The following is a 22,601-nucleotide window of genomic DNA, read 5'->3' as shown; positions in this document are numbered from 1 at the left end:
ACATCATGACCCTGATTTTCGAGAAACGTTTCGAGCGCACGCTCTCGCGCCTTGTCGCCGATGCCAAACCCGATCAGAATTTCGAGGCCTGGACCTTCGATGACAAAGAAAGCCGCCAGCAGGCAGAGCGCGAACTCAAGGAAAAGGGCGTAAAGGCGCGCATTCGCAGCGCCTACAAGCCGCTGGTGACCGCCTTCATCGAGGAGATTGATCTAAGGGATGTGGACGCGATCGAGATCCACTATCCGGTTCACCCGAATGCGCCGGACAATCGCTTCCGGCTGGAAGCCTATCCACTTGCGGCGATGGTCGGAGACCGGAAGATCACCTTCATCGCGAGAGCAGATGGCGACTTTCATTATGATGCGCTCTTGAAGAGCAATGCGGCTGGTGAACGCCGGTTGAAGGTGCTCGTACCAAATCGTATCCATATCGATGCAGCTGGCGAAACGAGCGTTTCTCCGACCGGCTGGATCGTACGGGATGGCAATGCGACGGGCGAAAGGCTCGCCACGGACTATGAACAGCTCTTCGAAGAGACCATCGGCGCGATTACTCATTTCGACTGGGGTGCAAGCGAGCCCTATTTCGAAGAGCTGAATATCCGCGTTGCCCTGCCGGCGACGGATGAGGCCTTGCCTGTTGGCGATGAAGTGATGAGCCTGCGCGAGGCGTTGCATGAAGACTTCTATTTCTCGCTGCTCGAATTCTTCCAGAAGAAATCCGGCCGGCCGCTGGGCGACCGCGGCTTGAAGCCTGGTCAGATCGTTCCGCAGATTCTACCCTCCTCCGGCGAAATCTCCGTAAGAGTGGAGACGCAGCCGCTGACGTCGCATTACTGGGACGGAGCCGAACAGCAGCTCGAGACGGCAACGGAACCTTTAGCCGTGCTGCAGATCGAGGCCGAGCTTGACAGGATCGGCGGCGAAGCGTTTGAGGCCGCTACTCGCTCCGGACGCTCTGTTCGAGCACGCTATATCAAGGGCCGCGATGCTGCCGTAATGATCAGCGGCGGCCAGCACGCCAATGAGACGACCGGCGGCGCGGGCGCCCTGCGTGCAGCACAGCGCCTGGCCAAGATCAAAAGTGCCCATTTCACCATCTCGCCGCTGGAAAATCCCGACGGCTACGCGCTGCATCAGCGCCTGCGTCGGGACAGCCCGCGCCACATGTATCATGCCGCCCGCTACACCGCGCTTGGCGACGACCTCGAATACCGTACCGAAGAGAACGCCGGCCCATATCTCTTCGAGAAGAAGATCCGTTTCCAGGCGGAAAAGCTGAGCGGCGCGCAGCTGCATGTCAACCTGCATGGCTATCCGGCGCATGAATGGACACGCCCGCTTTCCGGCTACGTCCCACGCAATTTCGCCATGTGGACACTGCCGAAAGGATTCTTCCTGATTGCCCGCTATCATTCCGGCTGGGCGACCCAGGCGGAACAGCTTCTGGATAAGGTCACGAAGCACCTCGGCGCCATCCCGGGACTGCTGGGCTACAATGACCGCCAGATCGCACTGTATGAAACCCATGCCGGCGAAACGGGCTTCCGTATCATCAACGGCTTTCCCTGCCTCGCCAATATCGATGATCGCCACACAGTGCCAATGACCCTGATCACCGAATATCCGGACGAGACCATCTATGGCGAAGCGTTTATCGCCGGCCACACAGCCCAGATGGAAACCGTGCTTTCGGCCTATAGCGCCTGGCAGGAGATCATGGCTTCGAGCTAGAGCACGATGCCGAAAAGTGTAGGCGGTTTTCGGACGACATCACGCTCTACTTCTTTAATGCTAGAGTGGATTCAGATTTTAGGTCGAACAGACCTAAAATCATCCAGCTCTGGGCCTGGCCGATCGAATCATATCGAGGAGCGCGGTCATGGCGCTGGAGGTATAGGCGTCCTTCCTGCGCACGAAGAGCGTATCCACCAGCGACCGCTCCGGCGGGAGCTCGTGGATTGCAACCCTGCCCTCAGCCGCGGCGGCGGTAACGACACCCCTCGGCAGAAGAGTGACGCCGACGCCTGCCGACACGCAGCTGATGATCGTATCGAGAGAACCGAATTCCAGCGGTTTCGATGTGACGAGGCCCATATCGGCAAGAAGCGATTCCAATCGCTGCCGATAGGAGCATCCGATCTGGAAGACGATGGTCTTCAGATCGGCAATCTCGATTAAATCCTCCATTGTGTGGATGGCAGGCGTTGTCACGAGAACAAGCTCTTCACGAAAGATCACCTCGTGATCGAGATCGGGATGGCTGACGGGGCCTGCCACGAAGGCGGCCTCGACCCGGCATGAAACGACATCGTCGATCAACCGGCGGGTCGTACCGGTGGTAACGACGAGCCGCACCTGAGGATAGGTCTTGGCGAATTGGCCGAGGAGCGGCGACAATCGCAACGCCGTGGTCGTTTCCAGGCTGCCGATAGAAAGCGTCCCGCCCGGCGAGCCATCGTCGTGCGCGGCGGTACGTGCATCGGCAAGAAGTTTGGTGATGCGGCCGACAAATGGCAGAATGCGTTGTCCCGCCGGCGTGGTCGATACGCCCCTTGCGTGCCGCTGAAAAAGGCTGACGCCAAGCTCTTCTTCCAACGCCCGAATACGCGCCGTTACGTTCGACTGTACCGTATGCAGCTCCTGTGCCGCCCGGTTCATGCTGCCGTGCCGCGATACCGCTTCGAAAACCCTAAGATCGGATACGTCCATGGCTTACATATCTCCAATAGAGATAGCTGTTCTCATAACAAATCAATTTTTATGATATAGCTTGCGGCGTATTCTCTCAAGCACTGATAGCTGAGAGAATTCCCATGACTGACGCGACGACGCACGAAATCGACAGAAACCATCATGGCACCCGGAAGGCATGGCGTGCCATCCTGTCGGCATTCTGCGCCTGCCTTATCGGCATCGGCCTCGCGCGTTTCGCCTATACGCCGCTCCTTCCCGCCATCGTCGACACGCACTGGTTCGAAGCCTCTACGGCCGCCTATCTCGGTGCCGCTAATCTGTCCGGTTATCTGATCGGCGCATTGCTCGGGCGGACGCTCGCCGCGCGTTTTTCGACCGTCCTGACGCTCAAGGTCATGATGCTTGCCGCAACGGTCGCCTTCTTTGCGTGCGCCTTTCCCGTCAGTTTTGCGTGGTTTTCCGTCTGGCGCTTTGCGGCCGGCCTTGCCGGTGGCGTCCTGATGGTTCTGGCAGCGCCGACCGTCCTGCTGCTGATCTCGCCCTCTCGCCGGGGGCTTGCCAGCGGCGTGATCTTCATGGGCATCGGCTCCGGGGTTGCACTATCAGGCACACTGGTTCCCCTGCTCCTCCAACAGGGCTTGCGAGAAACCTGGCTCGGCCTTGGCGTCCTGTCGCTGCTGCTGACGTTCATTGCCTGGGGCGGATGGCCGCATGATGTCGCTGGCCACTCCATACCGACGCAACACGCTACGCATGTACCAAAACGCTGGACACTGCATGCGCTCTATATCGAATACGCACTGAATGCCGCCGGCTGGGTTCCGCATATGATCTTTCTCGTGGATTTTGTGGCTCGCGGATTGGGACAGGGCCTGCAGGTCGGCGCGGAATACTGGGTGCTGTTCGGCCTCGGCGCGACCATCGGCCCGATACTCGCCGGGCATCTTGCCGATCGCACGGGCTTTGCCGCAGCGCTGCGGTTCGCCTTTCTTCTCGAGGCCGTCGCAGTCGCCATTCCCGCCTTTGGCCTCGGGCAGGCCTGGCTCATCGCTTCGAGCGTGATCGTCGGCGCATTCGTAACCGGCACGGTTCCCCTAATGCTCGGCAGGATCGCGGAGCTGCTTCCGCACCACCCGGCACAACAGAAAGTCGCCTGGAGCCTGGCAACCGTGTTCTTCGCGCTGTTCCAGGCGGCAGCCGCTTACGGACTTTCCTTCATCTTCGCGCAAACCGGCGGAAACTACTACCTGCTCTTCTTCATCGGAGCCGGCGCCATGGTTCTCGCCCTGGCGATCGATCTCTCCGTCGCGATGTTTATCCGCACCCCACAGAAGCACGCCGCGGATCATGACTCATGACAACAGGAGAATTGAACATGACAGAACTTTTGACTGAGATTACCGGCAGCGAAAACATGATGGGCGACGGCGGTGCCCTCGATGCACTTATTGGCTTTTATCGCGCCTTCAACGCCGGCGACCTGGACGCACTCGCCGCCAATTGGGCGGATGGCGACAAGCCAAGCATGGACAATCCGATCGGGGGCATCCGGCGCGGATGGCCGTCGATCCGTGATGGCTATGGGAAGCTGTTTGGTGGGAAGGCGAAAGTCCAGGTCACATTCCACGATTTCACCAGCCAGGGCGGCGATGACTGGCATCTGTTCGTCGGTCGAGAGAAGGGAAGTTGCATCACCGCCGATAGGAGTGTCGAGCTTCGCATTCGCACGACGCGCTGGTTCACCCGGATCGACGGCGCCTGGCGTCAACTTCATCATCACGGCTCCATCGAGGAGCCCGCCCTGCTTGCTGCCTATCAGGAGATCATCTTCGGCGCACCATTGGATCGACTGGCGTAGATGTTGTCACGTGATTTTGGCCTTCCACGCGGTACCTTGCCCACATGGCGCCAAAGTTTCACGCGAGTTGGGATTCATGAGACATTTTCTGCTGTTGCTCGCCAGCCTGTCCATTATCTGCCTGGGGTCATTTGCCCCATCGGCATATGCCGAGGGATTCGTTCGTGCCGATCATCAGCGGATCGTCGATGGCAAGGGCAATCCCCTTATCCTGCGCGGTCTCGGCCTAGGCGGCTGGATGGTGCAGGAGGGCTACATGATGGGCCTTGCCAATCTCAAGGCGCAGCACATCATTCGCCGCCGCATATCCGAAGTCATCGGCGAGAAAAAGACAGAGCAATTCTATCGGTCCTGGCGGGAGAATGCGGTAACGAAAGCCGATATCGACGCGATGGCCAAATGGGGTTTCAACAGCGTGCGCCTGCCGATGCACTGGAACCTGTTCATCGAGGACAAGCACGGCAGGAACACGTCCAGGAACATTGTCTGGAACGAAGAGGGCTTTCGGCGGGTCGACGTTTTGATCCGCTGGCTGAAAGCCAACAACATGTACTTGATCCTCGACCTGCATGCGGCACCTGGCGGCCAGGGTCACGACATCGCCATTTCCGACCGCAATCCGAACAAGCCGTCGCTCTGGCACAGCGATGAAAACCAGGCAATGATGATCGCGCTGTGGAGCGAGATCGCCCGTCGCTACAGCGACGAGCCGACGATCGCCGGTTACGATCTGCTCAACGAACCGAATTGGGGTTTTCAGGACAGAAAAGACAAAGGTGGCTGCCGCGAAACCGAAAACCGGCCGCTGCGCGATATCTATCAGCGCACCATCCGCGCCATCCGCGCGATCGATACCAACCATATGCTTCTCATCGAGGGCAATTGCTGGGGCAACAACTATGCCGGCGTGCTGCCGATCGACGACCGCAATACGGCGCTCAGCTTCCACAAATACTGGACACCGACGACGCAGGAATCGATCGAACCCTTTTTGAAGCTCCGCGAACAATATGACATGCCGCTCTGGAACGGCGAATCCGGCGAGAACAACAATGACTGGTATGCGCGTGCTGTAGAATTGCAGGAAAAGAACGGCATCGGCTGGTCGTGGTGGCCGTTGAAGAAAATGGGCGCTGGCAATCCGCTGGAGATCAAGACCAATGCCAATTATCGCCGCCTGACCGCCTATCTCCGCGGCGAGGGCAAGAAACCTTCCGCCAGGAGCGCCTTTGCCGGGTTGATGCAGCTCGCAACCGACAGCCGTTATGACAGGAATATCCATCATCAAGCCGTGGTCGACGCTTTGATGGGACCTTCGCGCAAATCGGGCATGACCGAATAGGATCAGTGTCGTCCATTGGCGCGAGGCATCTCCATGTCTTCCGGAGTCCAGCTATCCCATCGCATGCCTGATGGTCTTCGAGAGACGCAGGAGAAACGGAGGCCGGGACGAGGCCACAAGCTTCCACGAAAGGATGGTCTTTGCCATATCCCGAGGCAGGACACCGATCGAGAGAAACCATCCGGCCAGCATCAGGCGACGCTTGCGCGATGCATTCATCCTGAGACTGGCAACCGCGCCGGCCGTGGCAAGGGAGAGCCTGGAATCATTCGCAACAGGATGTTGGTCCCTGTCGATGCAAAGCGATGCCAGACGCTCCTCGATATGGACGGGATCGCGCAGGCCGGCATCATCAGGCACATCCAATCCAATCTCCGTCGCCTGATCAGATAGGGCCTCCAATCGGCGGAAATCATGCGCTATGCGCCAACGCGCGCGCTGGCCGAGCCTTTCGGCAAAGACGGAATGATTGGCGCCATGTATGCGATAGGCGCCAAGGCAATCTTCGATGGAGGTTACCTCGCCATGGAGCGGTGCAACCGTGGCAAGATATCCATCTGCTCCCTGGCGAAACTCCGGCTCCGGCACCGGCATGACCTTCTCCAGCACCGAACGCCTGAATGCCAGACCGCTGGTGACCGTCGTCTGATAACGGCCTTTCCGAAACAATTCCGGAGTGACGTCACCGGAATCGAAAGGTAGTTCCACGGGTGGAAATATATCCTTTACATGCATCTGTTCGTCGACGATATGCAGCCTGAACTGCACCTGAGCTGTCTTCTCTTCCCAGGCTTCGACAACCTCCGATACCGCATTCGGATAGAGATAATCATCCGCATCGAGAAACAGCACGATCTCGCCGTGGCTGGATGCGAAGCCTGTGTTGAATGCAGCAGCATGTCCGCCGTTCACCTCGCGCAGACATGTCTTTATTCGCGAGCCATAGGAGGCGATGACATCAGCTGTCGCATCGGTCGATGCGTCATCGACGACGATGACCTCGGCGGCGGCGTAATTCTGTTCCAATGCGCTATCGATACTGCGCCTCAGAAAATGCGCGTAGTTGTAGTTCGCAATGACGATGGAAACGGGAGTGTGGTCTTGGATGGAATACATCGCATTGAACCTCGCAGATCTGCTTTGGTCGCGGCGAACCTTCTCATTCAGGTCCTGATGGATGGTGTCGATACTGGCTGGGATATGTCTTGACGCATAAGTGGTATTGCGTGATATGTCATGCAGCCGATGCTTGGATCATGTCGATCCGCCTTACTCTTCTGAACCTCACCAGTTTTATGGCTTTTGAATGACCGGCACGTATGATGTGAATGCCGGCCACCCTATTCATTCGATCGATTCTTACTTCACTTGATAACGTCGAGCCGCGGCAGAGCGCGAAAGATTGGGCTTCAGGGCCTGCTGCGCATCTTCGTAAGCCTTCTGCAGATCGACATCTTCGAGAGCGGGGATCGTCGCCAACTCTCCCTGATCAAAGCCAACCAGCGCAGCATCAACCATGTCCTCGGTCGACATGACGATCTCCGACGGCAGATGCTCGACGGAGACGCCAGCGACTGCCCAGAATTCCGTTGCAGTCGCCCCGGGCAGAACCGCCTGTATGCGAATATTCTTGTCCGCTAGCTCATGTTTCAGGGACTGGCTGAAGGCGAGCACGAAGGCTTTCGTGCCACCGTAGACGCCGTTCAACAGCTCCGGCGCGATTGCGACGATCGAGGCGATATTGATGATGGAACCGCCGCCACGCCGAACAAAGCCTGGCACAGCTGCATAGGTGAGCCGCATGAGTGCGGTGACATTCAGCTCGATCATCTGCTGCATCTTGTCGACATCGGCCTCCAGCAAGGGTGCCGCTCCGCCGAAGCCGGCATTGTTGACGAGAAGCGTGATCGCCTCATCCGTCCTCAGCACATGCTCCACACGACGCAGATCACTCTGGGAGCCGAGGTCCGCGGCAATCACTTCAACCTTACGTCCCGTCTCCGTGCGCAGCCGCTCCGCAATCGCCGAAAGTCGCTCTTCATTGCGCGCCACCAGAATGAGGTCGAAGCCCCGATGGGCGAGCCGATGCGCGTAGACGGCGCCAATGCCGGAAGAGGCGCCCGTTACCAATGCCTTGCCCGATGAATTTGCCATTGTTTCCATTCCTTGTCCTGAGGCGTCATTATCTCGCCTACAATGACAATACGCGCGAATGCCAATGACCCAAATGTCATATTCACCACGTTTTCAGACATCCAGAACGACGCATAATGGCCGGAACCATAGAAAGTTGATGCCGTTTGCGACCGATAATGCTACAAACACCTTTTCCAGCCGTGAGTTTTGCCATGCATTCCATCGGATTTCTCGTCTTTCCCGGCTTTCAGGTCATGGGATTCACCGCAGTGACCGCCTTCGAGGTTGCAAATCTGGCAAGCGAGAGGGAGCTCTACCGTGTCACGCTGCTATCGGAGACAGGAGGGCATGTCCGCTCGTCGGCAGGGTTCAGTGTCGAAACGGAGGCATTTGGCGATGCTGCTTTCGATTCTCTTTTCATCGGCGCGGCGACAGAAGTTTCGGCCACATCTCCCGCGATCCTCGATTATATCCGTCGGGCTGCAAAATCCGCCCGGCGTGTCGCGGCTCCGTGTACCGGTGCCTTCGCTTTGGCTGAAGCCGGATTACTGGATGGCCGCCGCGCAACGACACATTGGGTCTTTGCGCGAGAGCTGCGGGATCGTTTCCCCGCCCTCAAGGTCGATGAGGACAAGATCTTCATCATCGACGGGTCCATCTGGACATCGGCAGGCATGACCGCCACCATCGATCTCGCCCTTGCGATGATCGAGAAGGATCACGGCGAGGAGCTGGCGCGAACCGTAGCCCGAAAGCTCGTCGTCTATCATCGCCGCGCCGGCGGGCAATCGCAATTTTCGACGCTTCTCGAGCTGGAGCCGAAATCCGACCGCGTTCAACGCGCGCTCGACTTTGCCGGACGAAACCTGCGCAAGATCGTATCGGTAGAGGAGCTGGCGGAGGCGGCAAGCCTCAGCCCACGCCAGTTCAACCGCGTCTTTCGCAGCGAAACCGGCCAGTCCCCTGCCAAGGCGGTCGAGAACATGCGGGTGGAGGCTGCGCGCCTGATGATCGAAGACGGTCGCCATTCGATGGATGAAATCGCCATCGAAGTCGGCTTTGCCGATCGCGAGCGCATGCGCCGCGCCTTCCTGCGCGTGCTCGGCCAACCGCCGCAGACGATCCGCCGCAATGTTCGCGCATTCGGGTAGATGGTGAGCCCGGACAGTTAGCTGTGCATTCACCGATCTATGTCACAAGCCCGTAACAACCCCTGATTAGGGCGATAGCGTTCAACCTTAACGCGGGGGCGTATATGAAAAAGCTTATCTCCGTCATTGCAATGACGATCCTTTCCACGGGTGTTGTTTCGGCTGCCGACTATGTGTCCTATATCGACTATCCTCAGCCGAAAGACGAAAGCCAGGAATTCTACACCGCCATCGAAATTCCTGCCGGCAGCTTCACCAAATATGAAATCGATGCCAAGACCGGCCACATCGTCGTCGATCGCTTCCAATCCATGCCGGTCGCTTATCCGGCCAACTATGGCTCCATTACTAGCTCGCTCGGTGGTGACGGCGATCCGCTTGACGCCATCGTCTATACGCGCGAACCGATCGTTCCCGGCGCCATCGTCCGCGTGCGTGCAATCGGCGTGCTGAAGATGATCGACGGCGGCGAGGTCGACAACAAGATCGTTGCCGTACCCACCACCAAGATCGATCCGACCTACGATGGCATCAAGGAAATCTCCGATCTTCCCAAGCTGGAGCAGGACCGGCTGCAGGCATTCTTCCGCGTTTACAAGCAACTGCCTGACGCCCGCAAGGTCGTCGAAGTCGGTGGCTTCGAAAATGCGGAAGCGGCCAAGACCGAAGTTGCCGCCGCGATCAAGGCCTATAGCGAGAAGAAGTGAAATTGACCGAAAGGGGCGGCAGATGCCGCTCCTTTCGGATTGCTGCCTGGTACGGAATAAACCTTCTCGGAGCCGAGCGTCATTGCGCCCCCTCAATCGGTCAGCTCAAAGAGAAGTCACGCCCAGCGCGTTTGCGTATCGCGGCCTCATTCCGTTGCCTCGAAGCAACCCAATACAACGATATCTGCTGTGCGCTCTGTCGGCCGCGTCAATCAACATCAGTGGGTTCGGTGTGATGTAGCATAGAGTACCGGCCCATTCCCCAACTTCAATAGCCGCATAGTCTCTGTAACGGCCTCGGATCTCTCTTCCTGTTCGGTTCAACTCTTGTGATCGACAGTGTCGAGGACAGATCCGCCTTGATGCTTGTTTGAAGGCGCAGCCATACACCTTCGATGACATGAGCATGTTTCAAGCAAAGAAAAAGCCCGCGTGAAGCGGGCTTCCTAATCTTATTCTGCTGCGCCAGCAGCCTTCGTCTTGCGCGTGCGCTTCGGCTTGGCTGCCTCTGCAGCAGCCGGTGCGGGAGCGGCTACGGAAGCAGCCTTTGTCCGAGTAGCCTTAGGTGCTGCCTTGGTAGCAGCAGGCTTGACAGCGGCCGACTTTGCCACCGCTGCGGGCTTGATAGCTTTCGCCTTCGGCTTCGTCTTCGAGGCCGCTGCCTTGCCTCCGGTCTTTGCCGCATTCAGAAGTGCGACGCGACGCTGGCGGTTCTGCTCGAGAGCCTGCCGGAAGCCGGCATCATGCTCTGCGTGATAGGCGAGATCATCGAGAAACTCAGCCACGTCCTTGATCGCGTCGACGACAACATAGCTCAATCCACGACCGGCGTTGACCGAGTCACGACCGACCGTCACGCCAAAGCCACCGGGAACACGCTGAAACCAAGTGGAGCGCCACTTCTTGAAACCTGCCGTGTCTCGCTCGTACTCCTCCAGATATGCCTTCTGTTCCGCTACTCGAGCACGAAATGTATCAACAACATTGCGTGCGCCAGCCTTCGGCTTATCAGCCTTTTTCGAAGTCCATTTCTCAAGAAAGTTTGCCATTGATCCGATCTCTTCAGGTTAGCGTTCTTTGTCAAGCCGCCGTTGCTTAGGAAGCGATGACGAAGCTCCTCCGCATGGATGCCCGCATATATGTAAAGGATAGATGTATAATGGCAACATAATACGTCATTATTATCGATAAATCGGCCTCTACAACCACCTTTGGAGACCAGGCGCGCTCAAATTTTGCGAGTTTTCCGACCCGATTAGCCATTTCCAGACATGATCCGGAACTTCGGCAAGGCGTGCTGCGGCGCATATTTGCTCGAAATGTTCTATGGCGGCGCACAAACCTGCAGGTGTATCGACGAAGCAATTGATGCCGTCTCTGGCTTTTGCCGTCATTTTGTTGTCCGGCAAACTCATATGCGTTCACCTCTACAACACCGAGGGCGGAGATACCAACCTCCGCCCTCTGTCTGCATTCACCTCAGGATCACTCCGTGATCCCGTGAGTTCTTCTTTACTACGCCGCCTTCGTCAGCTCGCCGTGCGGATCGAGCACGAACTTCGTTGCAGCACCTTGATCGAAGCTCTCATATCCTTGTGCTGCATCTTCAAGAGAGATGATCTTGGCGTTGACAATATCGGCAATCGGCAACCTGTCGTGCAGGATTGCCTGCATGAGCTGGCGATTGTACTTCAGCACCGGCGTCTGCCCCGTATGGAAGGATTGCGCCTTCGCCCAGCCGAGACCAAAGCGCAGGGACAGGCTGCCTTGCTTTGCAGCATTGTCTGCGGCACCAGGGTCCTCCGTCACATACAGTCCGGGTATGCCGATCGAACCAGCCGCTCGTGTAATCTCCATCATTTGATTGAGCACGATTGCGGGCTGTTCCCCGCCCGAATGACCACGCGCCTCGAAACCGACTGCATCGATCGCACTATCCACTTCATTGGTGCCGACGATCTCCGCGATCATATCGCCCAGACGATCGCTCTTGGAAAGATCGATGGGCTCGAAATCAACCTTGGCTGCATGTGCAAGCCGATCCTTGTTGAAGTCACCGATCATGACGACGGCGGCACCCAGGATACGAGCGGAAGCAGCAGCAGCCAGACCGACCGGTCCTGCACCTGCAACATAGACCGTGGAACCCACACCGACGCCTGCCCGAACAGCACCGTGAAAGCCGGTCGGCAGGATATCGGAAAGCATGGTCAGATCGCGGATCTTTGCCATGGCCTTGTCGCGACCGGGGAACTTCAGCAGGTTGAAATCCGCATAGGGTACCATCACGTAGCGCGCCTGGCCGCCGATCCAGCCGCCCATGTCGACATAACCGTAGGCACCGCCGGCGCGCGACGGATTGACCGTGAGGCAGACGCCCGTGTCCTGCGACTTGCAGCAACGGCAGCGACCGCAGGCAACATTGAACGGGACGGAGACGATATCACCGACATCGAGCATCTCGACATCGATACCCTTTTCGATGATCTGCCCGGTGATCTCATGCCCGAGCACGAGGCCGGGCATCGCAGTCGTGCGGCCACGAACCATGTGCTGATCGGAACCGCAGATATTCGTGGAGATCACCTTTAGGATCACACCATGTTCGATGCGTCGGCCGTCCGGCGCCTCCAGCTTCGGATCGTCGATATCGCGCACTTCGACCCTGCCGGGCCGCATGTAGACCACGCCTCTGTTCCCAGTCATGCCATCTCCTCCTTGATTGAACGCTTGATGATTGCCCGAATGTCGGACCTCTTCGGATCGGCCCGCTCCTCAACGGGCTGAACGGCGGCAAAATCGGTCTCGGGAGCGGCAACTTTCGTGCCATCCAAGCCGGCGCATGCGTGACTGATGGGAAGCTGTGCGAGATTGAAACGGGGCTGATCTCAGGAAACCCCCATTCACCTCTCAATCGCCCACCGCGATCAGTCAAGCATGCCGTCAAGGCTGGTTTCCGGGCTTCGGACCTGTCCATTGGGACTTCCCGACACCTTCCCGGCACTTCTGCCAGTGGCATCGATCAGGACATTCGATCCGCTACCATTGCGGGGGCAGCACCGGCCTGTGACCGGTTTCCCAATTATCCATCGGGACGCTTTCCGATGGCACCTTGAACATGTCCAGAAGATCACGGGAGGAGCCGTGTTGCGCATGAAAAAACGACATCGTCACCCAGCTGGGCGACATGAGATGCTTTCATTCCAGATGACGAGCCGCTGCCGGCAATCATGTCGTGGCAAAGGATAGAAGCGACCGCACCGCTTCTCGAATCGAGCCTGACCGACGCTATCTACACCGGCCAGGCTCAGAGATGATTAGGCTACTCGCTTCAAGGCATCGCCAAGCATGGAGACGATCGTTTCGATCTCAGCGCGCTCGATGATGAGCGGTGGAGAAAGCGCGATGATATCGCCGGTTACGCGGATCAGCAGGCCCTTCTGGAAGCAATCGACGAAGACGTCATAGGCGCGCGTGCCGGGAGCGCCATCGCGCAGCGCGAGTTCGACGGCGCCGACGAGGCCGAGATTGCGGATATCGACCACATGCGGCAGGCCCTTCAGCGAATGCAGCGCATTCTGCCAATCCTCGGCCAGCTCGGCTGCACGCGTCAACAGACCTTCTTCCTCGTAGATTTCCATGGTCGCCAGGCCGGCGGCGCAGGCGACCGGATGGCCGGAATAGGTATAACCGTGGAAGAGCTCGATCTGGTTTTCCGGGCCGGTCATCAGCCCGTCATAGACCTTGCGGCTGGCAAAGACGGCGCCCATCGGTATCGTGCCGTTGGTGATGCCCTTTGCTGTCGTAACGAGATCGGGAACGACACCGAAATATTCCGTCGCGAACGGCGTGCCCAGGCGGCCGAAGCCGGTGATCACTTCATCGAAGATCAAAAGGATGCCGTATTTGTCGGCGATGGCACGCAACCGCTCCAGGTAGCCCTTCGGCGGCAGGACGACGCCGGCGGAACCGGACATCGGCTCGACAATGACGGCGGCGATCGTTTCAGCACCGTGCAGGGCGACCAGCCGCTCCAGATCCTCGGCAAGCTCGATGCCATGAGCCGGAAGGCCCTTGCTGAAGGCGTTGCGCTCGACGTCGAGCGTGTGGCGCATGTGGTCGGCGGGGATCTGCGGGAAGACACGACGATTGTTGACGAGACCGCCGACGGAAATGCCGCCGAAGCCGACACCGTGATAGCCCTTTTCACGGCCGATGATCCGAGTGCGCGTGCCCTGCCCGATTGCGCGCTGATAGGCGATGGCGATCTTGAGCGCGGTGTCGACGGATTCAGAACCAGAGCCCGTGAAGAACACGCGATCAAGTCCCGCCTCCGCACCGCCCGGCGCATGTGCGGCAAGCTTTGCCGCGAAATCGAAGGCGATCGGATGCCCCATCTGGAAGGTTGGCGCAAAGTCCATGGTGGAGAGCTGGCGTTCGACCGCCTGTGCAATCTTCTTGCGGCCATGGCCGGCATTGACGCACCAGAGCCCCGCCGTTCCGTCCAGCACCTTCTTGCCGTCGACATCGGTGTAATACATCCCGTCGGCCGCGGCGAGCAGGCGGGGAGCCGCCTTGAACTGCCGGTTCGCCGTGAACGGCATCCAGAAATTGTCGAGAACAGGGGTGTTCGGATGGGTGATCTTGTCCATGGTCGCCTCCATTGCGCTATCTTTGACATCAGCGATTTTCCCGTTCCGAACAAGTCCTTTTCTCGCTACATTTAAGTCATTGATTTTACTTATATCACATGAGATGTTTTCGATATTTCGAACATCTGAAACCTGGAGCCACGATGTCCGTCGATATCGGCAATCGCCTGCGTCATCTGCGTCTGGCGCACAATCTCTCCCAACGCGAGCTTGCCAAGCGGGCGGGCGTTACCAATTCGACAATCTCGCTGATCGAATCCAATTCGGCCAATCCGTCCGTGGGCGCGCTGAAGCGCATTCTTGACGGCATCCCGATCGGACTTGCCGAATTCTTTGCCTTTGAACCGGAAGCGCCGAAAAAGGCCTTCTATGCGGCCGAAGAATTGGTCGAGATCGGCAAAGGCCCGATTTCCTATCGCCAGATCGGCGAAAACCTCTTCGGCCGCAGCCTGCAAATCCTGAAGGAGTGCTATCAGCCAGGAGCCGATACCGGCAAGGTACCTCTGGTCCATGAAGGAGAGGAAGGCGGTATCGTGCTCACCGGCCGCCTGGAGGTGACAGTGGATGACGAACGTCGCATTCTCGGCCCGGGCGATGCTTACTATTTCGAAAGCCGCCGTCCGCATCGCTTCCGCTGCGTCGGGCCGTATCCCTGCGAGGTCATCAGCGCATGCACGCCGCCGAGCTTTTAACGAACAAAAGAGCCTGGCCCGTCGATCATTCGCCATAGACCACAGGAAGAGACGCAGATGACCCCGAGATCCAGGAATTTGATCTCGAGCGGTCATCCACTACCGGATGGCTTGCTCGTGTAACTACCGTCACGCCGTCTGGGAAAGATGCCGCAGCGACCGGCTTTCTTCTGTCTTATCCGGCAGGCCAAGATTGGAGCGCAAGGTCGCATCGGCATATTCCCTGCGATAGACACCGCGCTCCTGCAAAATCGGCACGACCTTCTCGACGAATTCGTCGAAGCCGCCGGGCGTCAGATGCGGTGCGAAGACGAAGCCGTCCGCCGCGTCGGCCTGCACATAGCGATTGATCTCGTCGGCGATACTTTCCGGCGTTCCGACGAACTGCTTTCGAGCGGTGACGCGGATGGCAAGTTCGCGGATGCTAAGGCGATCCCGCTCGGCAATCTCGCGCCACGACTGCGCCGTTTCCAGCCGCCGTTTGATATCCTGATTGCTGGCGCGGCCCTGAACCAGGTTCTCTCCGGAAACATCCGGATCGACATCCGGCAGCGGTCCATCCGGATCGTAGCTTGAAAGATCCCGGTTCCAGACCTGTTCGAGAAACACGATCGCGCTCTTTGGACTGACCTGTTGCAGACGTATCGCTTTCTGCTTCTTGTCAGCATCCTCCTGCGTATCGCCTATGACGAAATTGGCTCCAGGCAGGATTTTCAAAGCGTCGGGGCTGCGATCATATTTCGCCAAACGCTTCTTTACATCCGCATAGAAGGCTTGTCCCGCCTCAAGCGAGCCATGGCGGGAGTAGATCAGGTCTGCATGGCGAGCCGCAAATTCTCTTCCCTCATCGGAATCTCCTGCCTGGGCGATGACGGGAGCGCCCTGCAGCGAGCGCTCAAGCCCCGACCGTCCAGCAATATCGAAATATCTCGACCGGATCGAAAAATCGCCGCCGCCCCAGATGCTTTGTGCAGCTTCGATAAACCCACGCGCACGTTCGTAGCGCTGCTCATGGGGAAGGTGATCCGCGCGACGGAAATTCGCGCCGGTAAAGGCATCGGGCGAAGTGACGACATTCCAGCCGGCACGTCCGCCGGACAGGATATCCAGTGTCGCCAATTGCCGGGCCAACACATACGGCTCATTGAAGGTGGTCGTCAGCGTGCCGATCAAGCCGACATGTTCGGTAATCGAGGCAAGTGCCGTCAGAATGGCAAGCGTATTCGGCCGGCCTGCAACATCCAGTTCGTGAAAGCGACCCTTCTGCTCGCGGATGCGCAAGCCTTCCGCCAGGAATATGAAGTCGAACTTTCCTCGCTCGACCGTTTCGGCAAAATGGCGGAAGGACGCAAACTCGATCTGGCTTCCCGCGGCCGGATCGCTCCAGACCGTGAAATTATTGACGCCCGGAAATTGGGCTCCAAGAATTACCTGCTTCTTCGTCATGGGACTCCCCTTGGAAATTCAGGCTGCGCTGGTATAGCGATTGCTGGCTGCCGGCAGGCCAAATCGACCTCTCAGCGGACCCGTAGCGACCGGGCCAACAGACGAGCGGCTCCTCAGCGCTGGAATAAGCTCGTCGATCACATATGCCGCCTGCGCCACGGGATCGCTGAGAACGAAACGAATACCGGTGATACCCGACCTGGCGAACTCACCAAGTTGCACCACATAGTCGTCAACCGATTTCGACGCGGCGTCGATGACGACGTCGGCGATGAATGCTCGCGCCCTATTCTCGTCCGCAGAGCGGATAGTTTCGACGACAGTGGCAATGTCCGGGCTATCCGGATGGACGAAGACGATATCGGCAGCCGAGGCGAGGGATGGGTCCTCCCCATGACGATAGGCTGCGGCGACCACTGGCTGCCCCTGAGGCGGGCGCGGCGTGATCGAGGGGCCGAGAACTTGAAAGCTGCTGCCCTTGAAATTGATGTAATGCAGCTTCGAGCCATCCAGAAATCGCTGGCTTTCCCTGTCTCGGATGACTGCCCCATCTTCCCAACTGTCCCACAATCCGCGAATGACGTCGACGACATCAAGCGCATCCTGACGCAAGGCGGAGCTTTCCGTTGCAGGAAAGCCATTGAGGGCGCCGATCGCTTGGCGGGCATGCACGGCACTCAACTCATCATGTTGCTGAACCAGGAAACCCGCCCTGCCCTCGCTTACGAAATCCAGCGTCGCAATGGCGGTCGAGATATGAAACGGCTCCAGGAAATTAACCGCAGCGCCGGGGATAATTCCGATATTGCTGCTGCGTGCTGCAAGCCAGTTTGCGAGCAGCACGGCATCCAGCCCATCTCCGTCGGGACGGGCAAAGCCATCTTCCAGCGTCACGAAATCGACCACTGTGTCGAAACGCGCTATAAGCGCCCGCCAGACATTTTTCTGCGCATCGCGCGGATTACGGGATTGCGCGGCGACATCTAAGCCGATGCCGAGCCTGAGACCATTTCGATGCGTCATGTGAAGTCCTGTTTCATGATGATTATGAATCCAAGCGCAGACTGCGCCGCCTGCCGGATTTGCTGATAACAATCGGAGACGCCATATCCGTCAGGCAGCGGAGGTTTCGTGAGCTGCAAGGCGGGCAATGATCAGTTGCTCTTGCGCAGCCTTCAACGCAGTCACGCGCGCCGTGGCCTCCTCAAAGGAGGCGGCGGGCGGGTAGATTGGAGTCAGGCCGGGTTCGCCCGTCCTTTTGCCGATGTGCTTTTCGAAAGGCAGAGAGCGATAGAAGCTCGGATCGACGGTCGGGTCGAAAAGAGGGCGATAGCCAAGCGATAGGTAGAAGGCTACTGCCTCCGGCTGGCGAAAGCCGGTACTAAGATAGGCCCTGTTATAGCCGAGTTGCCCGGCACTCTCCTCGAGCGCGACCATGATGCGGCGCGCCAGCCCTTGACGCCGGAGATCCGGATGCGCCCATATCCGTTTGAACTCGGCAGTTTCGTCGTCATGACTCATGAAGGCGCCACCGGCGATGGTTTGACCGTCGCGCTGCAGCAGGAGAAAATCGCCAAGCGGCGGAGCAAACAGGGCACTCGGATAGCGCACGATTTCCGCTCGCGCGCCGCCTGGGCGGCTGGCGGCGCCATATCTGCCATCATACTCGCTGGCAAGACCATCGATCAGCGGTTCCGCCGCTGGATCCAGCAATGACGACCGGACAATGATATCGTTCATGCATATGCCTCCAAACAATGTTCTGAAGGCTGCCCGGTGGACGGTCGTCAGGATCGCGGATCTTGCCGACCACTCTGTAAACTCCGCTCAGCGCTTCGCACGCAGAGCATGCATGATCGATAGTGCGCTTCGCACGGCACGATCTTTCATAGTGCGGTCGATGATTGAAACATCGTTGCCTGATTCATTTACCTATTAAAATTATAGATTATATCATCAAATTTGCGTCGTCTGAGGGGCTCAAGCCCATCTGTTTGATGGCTCCCGCAGCAAAGCCAAATCGCAAGCTTGAATCCGCATACGGCTTGGAGACGTCCGCCGCGTCTCTCGCGGCCTTCAGGTCGACTATGTTGCTGTTCGATGGATGGGCAGACAGACGATGCCAGGAAATCGAAATCGGCATTCCTGTTGATCTCTCCGGAATCTTTGAGCATCCATAGGCCAGCCGAGCAGCATGGCAATACGGATTTCCATGAGATCGATATAGAAGGAGCTCAAAGCCAAATGGTCGAATTTAGAAGAGCGAATGATGCCGACCTTCAAGCGGTCGTCGCGCTGCTGGCAGAAGATGATCTTGGCGCAGGCAGAGAAGACGCGAGCCTTCCTATCCCAGATGCCTATCGAACGGCCTTCGCAGCGATCGATGCCGATGCCAATCAATTTCTGGCCGTCGTAACGGACAATGGCAGTGTCATTGGCACCTTTCAGATCACGATCATTCCCAACATATCGAGATTGGGTGCGCTGCGGGGGCAGATCGAGGGCGTCAGGATCGACAAATCCCATCAGGGAAAGGGGATTGGCAAGCAGGCATTCGAATGGGCATTTGATTATTGCCGTTCGAGGGGCTGCATTCTGGTGCAATTGACGAGTGACAAGTCACGCCCGGCAGCACTCCGCTTCTATGAACAGCTGGGATTTGTCGCCAGCCACATCGGTTTCAAGAAAGCCCTCTGAGGCGCACCGCAAAGGCTTGTCGCGCGTGGCGTTTGCGAGATGCAGGGATCACGGCGCGCATTCGTCGCTGTCGGCTTCGTGCCGTCACACTCTCCCGATCATGCTTCCGGGAACGCGCGATGTGTCCTTGCGCGAGATGCAATATTGGACAAAGAGAACCAGCAGAACCGTGATCGCCAGGCAGAAAGCCAGGAAGAACATCGGTGCGATGGCGCTGCCTGTCGCATCCCGGATCCATGGGACGACATTCTGTGCGATAGAGCCGCCAAGATTGCCCACGGAATTTATCGCCGCCAATCCTGCTGCGGCACCGGCTCCCTTCAGAAAGTTCAACGGCAGGTTCCAGAAGACAGGCTGCCCCGCAAAGATCCCCGCCGCCGCCAGACACAGGAAGGTGAATTGCAGCGCATGATTGGCTAGAACGGCAGATGCGACGAGGCAGATAATACCTACCAAAGCAGGCCCGACAATATACAGGGTCTGCGATCTGGATCGGGCAGCCGCAGCCGGTACGACATAAAGGCCGACACCGACCAGAACCCATGGAATGATGTTAAGAAATCCATTCGTCAGGCTATCAACGCCAAAACCCTTGACGATCGTCGGCAGCCAATAGCTCAACCCATATGCGGACAAAGGAAAGCCGATGAAGCAGATGGATATGAGCAGCACCCTAGTATCCAGAAGTGTCGCGAGTGGATTGCGACCGTGACTATCGGTCCCCGCATCCTCCGATGCCAATCGCCGCGCCAGCCATGCCTTTTCGGAACTGTCAAGAAAAGCCGCCCGTTCAGGCCTATCGGGAAGCAGAAAGAGCGTAGCAATGCCGGCAAGCACGGCAGGAACACCGGTTGCCAGGAAGACCCATTCCCACCCTGCAAATCCGAACAGGCCATTAAGACTAAGAAGAGTTCCGCCCAGTGGTGCGCCGACGGCATTGGCAACAGCGCTGAAGATCATGAACAAGCCGACCATCTTGCTGCGATGCCCGGATGGATACCAAAGCGTCAGGAGATAGAGCACGCCGGGAAAGAACCCTGCCTCGCACACGCCAGGCAGGAAGCGAAGAGCGTAAAACATCGTCGCATTGGCGGTGAATGCGAGCGCGATGGTTACGACACCCCATGATACCAGGATACGCGCAAACCATTTGCTCGCGCCAAATCTGGTCAGCAGAAGATTGCTCGGCACCTCGAAAATGAAATAGCCGATGAAGAACAGCGATGCTCCAAGCCCGTAGGCATATTCACTGAGACCGAGCGCATCGACCATCTGCAATTTTGCGAAACTGACATTCTGCCGGTCGATATAGGCGATCAAGTAAAGAAAGCCCAGCCAGGGCATAGGTCGCCAGGTGATCTTGGCGACGAGGTCTTTTTCTGAAACCATCGATCTCCTCCTTTTATGATTCTAAATGAAATGAACTAATGGCTCTCGCGCGGGACCTTGGCGCCGCGTCCTCCGACCAGAAAGTCAAGGTCTGCACCGGTATCGGCCTGCATGACCGTTCGCACGTAAAGACCCTGATATCCCGACATCATCGGCGGCACCGGCTCGCTCCAGGCGGCACGACGTCTTGCGAGCTCGTCATCCGGAACGTCGAGAACCAATGTGCGGGCCTCGACATCGAGTGTGATGAAATCCCCTTGCTCGACGAGCGCCAGCGGACCACCGGCGGCGGCTTCGGGCGAGATATGTAGCACGACAGTTCCATAGGCCGTGCCGCTCATGCGGCCGTCGGAAACGCGCACCATGTCACGCACGCCCTTCTCCAGCAGTTTGCTTGGCAACGCCATGTTGCCGACCTCGGCCATGCCGGGGTAGCCGCGCGGGCCGGCACCCTTCAGAACGAGAACGGAATCCTCATCGACATCGAGGTTCGGATCGTCGATCCTGGCATGGAAATCCTCGATATTCTCGAAGACGACGGCGCGGCCACGATGGCGCATCAGATGGGGCGATGCCGCTGAAGGTTTGAGCACTGCTCCATCAGGCGCGAGGTTGCCCTTGAGGACGGCAATTCCACCGCTGTCGACGAGCGGATTTTCCCGACTGCGGATGACTTCGGGATTGTGATTGACGACATCGGCAATATTCTCGCCGACGCTTCCCCCCGACACGGTGAGCGCGTCGAGATGCAGAAGATCGGCGATCTCCTTCATCACGGCGGGGATGCCGCCGGCATAACAGAAATCCTCCATGAGGTATTTTCCCGACGGCATGAGGTCGACGATCGTCGGCACGTCGCGGCCGAGCCTATCCCAATCCTCCAGCGACAGGTCGACCCCGATGCGCCCCGCGATGGCAAGCAGATGAACGACGGCATTGGTCGACCCGCCGATCGCGCCGTTGATCTTGATGGCATTTTCGAACGCCTGCCGCGTGAGAACCTTCGACAGGCGCATATCCTCCCTGACCATCGCGACGGCGCGGCGACCCGTCATGCGGGCAAGGCGCGCGCGCCGGGCATCAACGGCTGGCCATGCGGCATTGGTGGGCAAGGCAACGCCAAGAGCTTCCACCATCGATGCCATGGTCGATGCCGTGCCCATGGTCATGCAGTGGCCGGGCGAGCGCGACATGGCGCTTTCGGCATCCATGAATTCCTGCCGGCTCATGGTGCCTGCCCTCACCTCCTCGGAGAATTTCCACACATCCGTGCCGGAGCCGATCGGCTTGCCGCGAAAATTGCCGTTCAGCATCGGCCCGCCGGAAATGACGATCGTCGGCAGGTCGCAGCTTGCCGCACCCATCAACAGCGACGGCGTGGTCTTGTCGCAGCCGGCCATCAGGATGACGCCGTCCATGGGATTGCCCCGGATCGCCTCTTCGACATCCATGGAAGCGAGGTTCCTGAAGAGCATCGCGGTCGGCCGCAAGTTGGATTCGCCGCAGGAGAAGACCGGAAATTCGAGCGGCAATCCGCCGGCTTCCAGAACGCCCGCCTTGATATGCGTGACGAGTTCCCGAAAATGTGCGTTGCAGGGCGTGAATTCCGAAAAGGTGTTGCAGATGCCGATGACGGGGCGACCGTCGAATACGTCGTCCGGTAGGCCGCCATTTTTCATCCACGAGCGATGGATGAAGCCATCCTTATCCACGCCGCCGAACCACGCCTGCGACCGTCGCTTTGAATCCTTGATCATGATTGCCTCTTTTGTATTATAATTTATATTTTTGTTATACAAATAGACGAAAGCGGTCAAGCGGAGTTGCGCTTG

The 22,601-nt window shown here is 58.3% G+C and carries 19 protein-coding genes and 1 riboswitch; of the genes, 8 read left to right on the top strand and 11 right to left on the bottom strand.

Annotation, left to right across the window (positions count from 1 at the left end; translation table 11 throughout):
• Nucleotides 1-5: 5 nt before the first annotated feature.
• Nucleotides 6-1,736: a M14 family metallopeptidase gene (locus GA0061100_RS12780; protein ID WP_075853061.1), complete on the top strand. Its 1,731-nt coding sequence runs from the start codon at nt 6-8 to the stop codon at nt 1,734-1,736.
• Between the two features lie 99 nt (nt 1,737-1,835).
• On the opposite strand, the gene GA0061100_RS12775 is transcribed toward GA0061100_RS12780, so the two are convergent.
• The gene (locus tag GA0061100_RS12775; protein ID WP_075853060.1) at nt 1,836-2,714 is read right to left on the bottom strand and encodes a LysR family transcriptional regulator; all 879 of its coding nucleotides are present in this window, start codon (nt 2,712-2,714) and stop codon (nt 1,836-1,838) included.
• A gap of 104 nt (nt 2,715-2,818) precedes the next feature.
• Between GA0061100_RS12775 and GA0061100_RS12770 the strand changes: the two genes are divergently transcribed.
• From GA0061100_RS12770 to GA0061100_RS12760, 3 genes are all read left to right on the top strand, one after another.
• Nucleotides 2,819-4,057: a YbfB/YjiJ family MFS transporter gene (locus GA0061100_RS12770; protein WP_083961327.1), complete on the top strand. Its 1,239-nt coding sequence runs from the start codon at nt 2,819-2,821 to the stop codon at nt 4,055-4,057.
• 17 nt (nt 4,058-4,074) lie between these two features.
• Nucleotides 4,075-4,557, top strand: a complete 483-nt coding sequence (locus tag GA0061100_RS12765; protein ID WP_075853059.1) for a YybH family protein — start codon at nt 4,075-4,077, stop codon at nt 4,555-4,557.
• Between the two features lie 76 nt (nt 4,558-4,633).
• The gene (locus tag GA0061100_RS12760) at nt 4,634-5,899 is read left to right on the top strand and encodes a glycoside hydrolase family 5 protein (protein WP_075853058.1); all 1,266 of its coding nucleotides are present in this window, start codon (nt 4,634-4,636) and stop codon (nt 5,897-5,899) included.
• Between the two features lie 51 nt (nt 5,900-5,950).
• Here the strand turns inward: GA0061100_RS12760 and GA0061100_RS12755 are convergent, their stop codons facing one another.
• Together GA0061100_RS12755 and GA0061100_RS12750 are read right to left on the bottom strand one after the other, a co-directional pair.
• Nucleotides 5,951-7,015 (bottom strand): glycosyltransferase family 2 protein, encoded by a 1,065-nt coding sequence (locus GA0061100_RS12755; protein WP_075853057.1) that lies wholly within the window; start codon nt 7,013-7,015, stop codon nt 5,951-5,953.
• 243 nt (nt 7,016-7,258) lie between these two features.
• Nucleotides 7,259-8,053: an SDR family NAD(P)-dependent oxidoreductase gene (locus GA0061100_RS12750; protein WP_075853056.1), complete on the bottom strand. Its 795-nt coding sequence runs from the start codon at nt 8,051-8,053 to the stop codon at nt 7,259-7,261.
• 194 nt (nt 8,054-8,247) lie between these two features.
• Between GA0061100_RS12750 and GA0061100_RS12745 the strand changes: the two genes are divergently transcribed.
• Nucleotides 8,248-9,186 carry a GlxA family transcriptional regulator gene (locus GA0061100_RS12745; protein ID WP_075853055.1) on the top strand — a complete coding sequence of 313 codons (939 nt, stop codon included), beginning with the start codon at nt 8,248-8,250 and terminating at the stop codon, nt 9,184-9,186.
• A 104-nt stretch (nt 9,187-9,290) separates the two neighbouring features.
• Nucleotides 9,291-9,893, top strand: coding sequence for an inorganic diphosphatase (locus GA0061100_RS12740; protein WP_075853054.1), 603 nt, complete (start codon nt 9,291-9,293; stop codon nt 9,891-9,893).
• Between the two features lie 452 nt (nt 9,894-10,345).
• Here GA0061100_RS12740 and GA0061100_RS12735 read toward each other — a convergent pair whose 3' ends face one another.
• The 3 genes from GA0061100_RS12735 to aptA form a co-directional block, all read right to left on the bottom strand.
• Complete coding sequence (locus GA0061100_RS12735) at nt 10,346-10,942, bottom strand: hypothetical protein (protein WP_075853053.1); 597 nt, start codon at nt 10,940-10,942, stop codon at nt 10,346-10,348.
• Between the two features lie 466 nt (nt 10,943-11,408).
• A complete protein-coding gene (fdhA, locus tag GA0061100_RS12730; protein ID WP_075853052.1) occupies nt 11,409-12,599 on the bottom strand; it encodes a formaldehyde dehydrogenase, glutathione-independent in 1,191 nt (396 codons plus the stop codon).
• A 224-nt stretch (nt 12,600-12,823) separates the two neighbouring features.
• Nucleotides 12,824-13,023: riboswitch (cobalamin riboswitch) on the bottom strand.
• 187 nt (nt 13,024-13,210) lie between these two features.
• A complete protein-coding gene (gene aptA, locus GA0061100_RS12725) occupies nt 13,211-14,545 on the bottom strand; it encodes an omega-aminotransferase AptA (RefSeq protein WP_075853272.1) in 1,335 nt (444 codons plus the stop codon).
• A gap of 143 nt (nt 14,546-14,688) precedes the next feature.
• Here aptA and GA0061100_RS12720 point away from each other — a divergent pair, with 143 nt between their 5' ends.
• Nucleotides 14,689-15,237, top strand: a complete 549-nt coding sequence (locus GA0061100_RS12720; RefSeq protein WP_075853051.1) for a cupin domain-containing protein — start codon at nt 14,689-14,691, stop codon at nt 15,235-15,237.
• 129 nt (nt 15,238-15,366) lie between these two features.
• On the opposite strand, the gene GA0061100_RS12715 is transcribed toward GA0061100_RS12720, so the two are convergent.
• From GA0061100_RS12715 to GA0061100_RS12705, 3 genes are all read right to left on the bottom strand, one after another.
• Nucleotides 15,367-16,683 carry an LLM class flavin-dependent oxidoreductase gene (locus GA0061100_RS12715; protein WP_208621531.1) on the bottom strand — a complete coding sequence of 439 codons (1,317 nt, stop codon included), beginning with the start codon at nt 16,681-16,683 and terminating at the stop codon, nt 15,367-15,369.
• Between the two features lie 18 nt (nt 16,684-16,701).
• Entirely contained in the window at nt 16,702-17,706 is a 1,005-nt protein-coding gene (locus GA0061100_RS12710) for an LLM class flavin-dependent oxidoreductase (protein WP_075853049.1), read from the bottom strand.
• A gap of 90 nt (nt 17,707-17,796) precedes the next feature.
• Entirely contained in the window at nt 17,797-18,423 is a 627-nt protein-coding gene (locus GA0061100_RS12705) for a GNAT family N-acetyltransferase (protein ID WP_075853048.1), read from the bottom strand.
• 504 nt (nt 18,424-18,927) lie between these two features.
• Between GA0061100_RS12705 and GA0061100_RS12695 the strand changes: the two genes are divergently transcribed.
• On the top strand, nt 18,928-19,380 hold the full coding sequence (locus GA0061100_RS12695; protein WP_075853271.1) for a GNAT family N-acetyltransferase: 453 nt from the start codon (nt 18,928-18,930) through the stop codon (nt 19,378-19,380).
• Between the two features lie 84 nt (nt 19,381-19,464).
• Here GA0061100_RS12695 and GA0061100_RS12690 read toward each other — a convergent pair whose 3' ends face one another.
• Together GA0061100_RS12690 and GA0061100_RS12685 are read right to left on the bottom strand one after the other, a co-directional pair.
• Complete coding sequence (locus GA0061100_RS12690) at nt 19,465-20,769, bottom strand: MFS transporter (protein WP_075853046.1); 1,305 nt, start codon at nt 20,767-20,769, stop codon at nt 19,465-19,467.
• 35 nt (nt 20,770-20,804) lie between these two features.
• Nucleotides 20,805-22,526, bottom strand: a complete 1,722-nt coding sequence (locus GA0061100_RS12685; protein WP_075853045.1) for an IlvD/Edd family dehydratase — start codon at nt 22,524-22,526, stop codon at nt 20,805-20,807.
• Nucleotides 22,527-22,601: the final 75 nt, after the last annotated feature.

It is taken from the genome of Martinezella hainanensis, assembly GCF_900094555.1.
In the GTDB taxonomy this organism is placed as follows: domain Bacteria; phylum Pseudomonadota; class Alphaproteobacteria; order Rhizobiales; family Rhizobiaceae; genus Rhizobium; species Rhizobium hainanense.
This window is presented reverse-complemented; position numbering and strand designations above follow the sequence as displayed.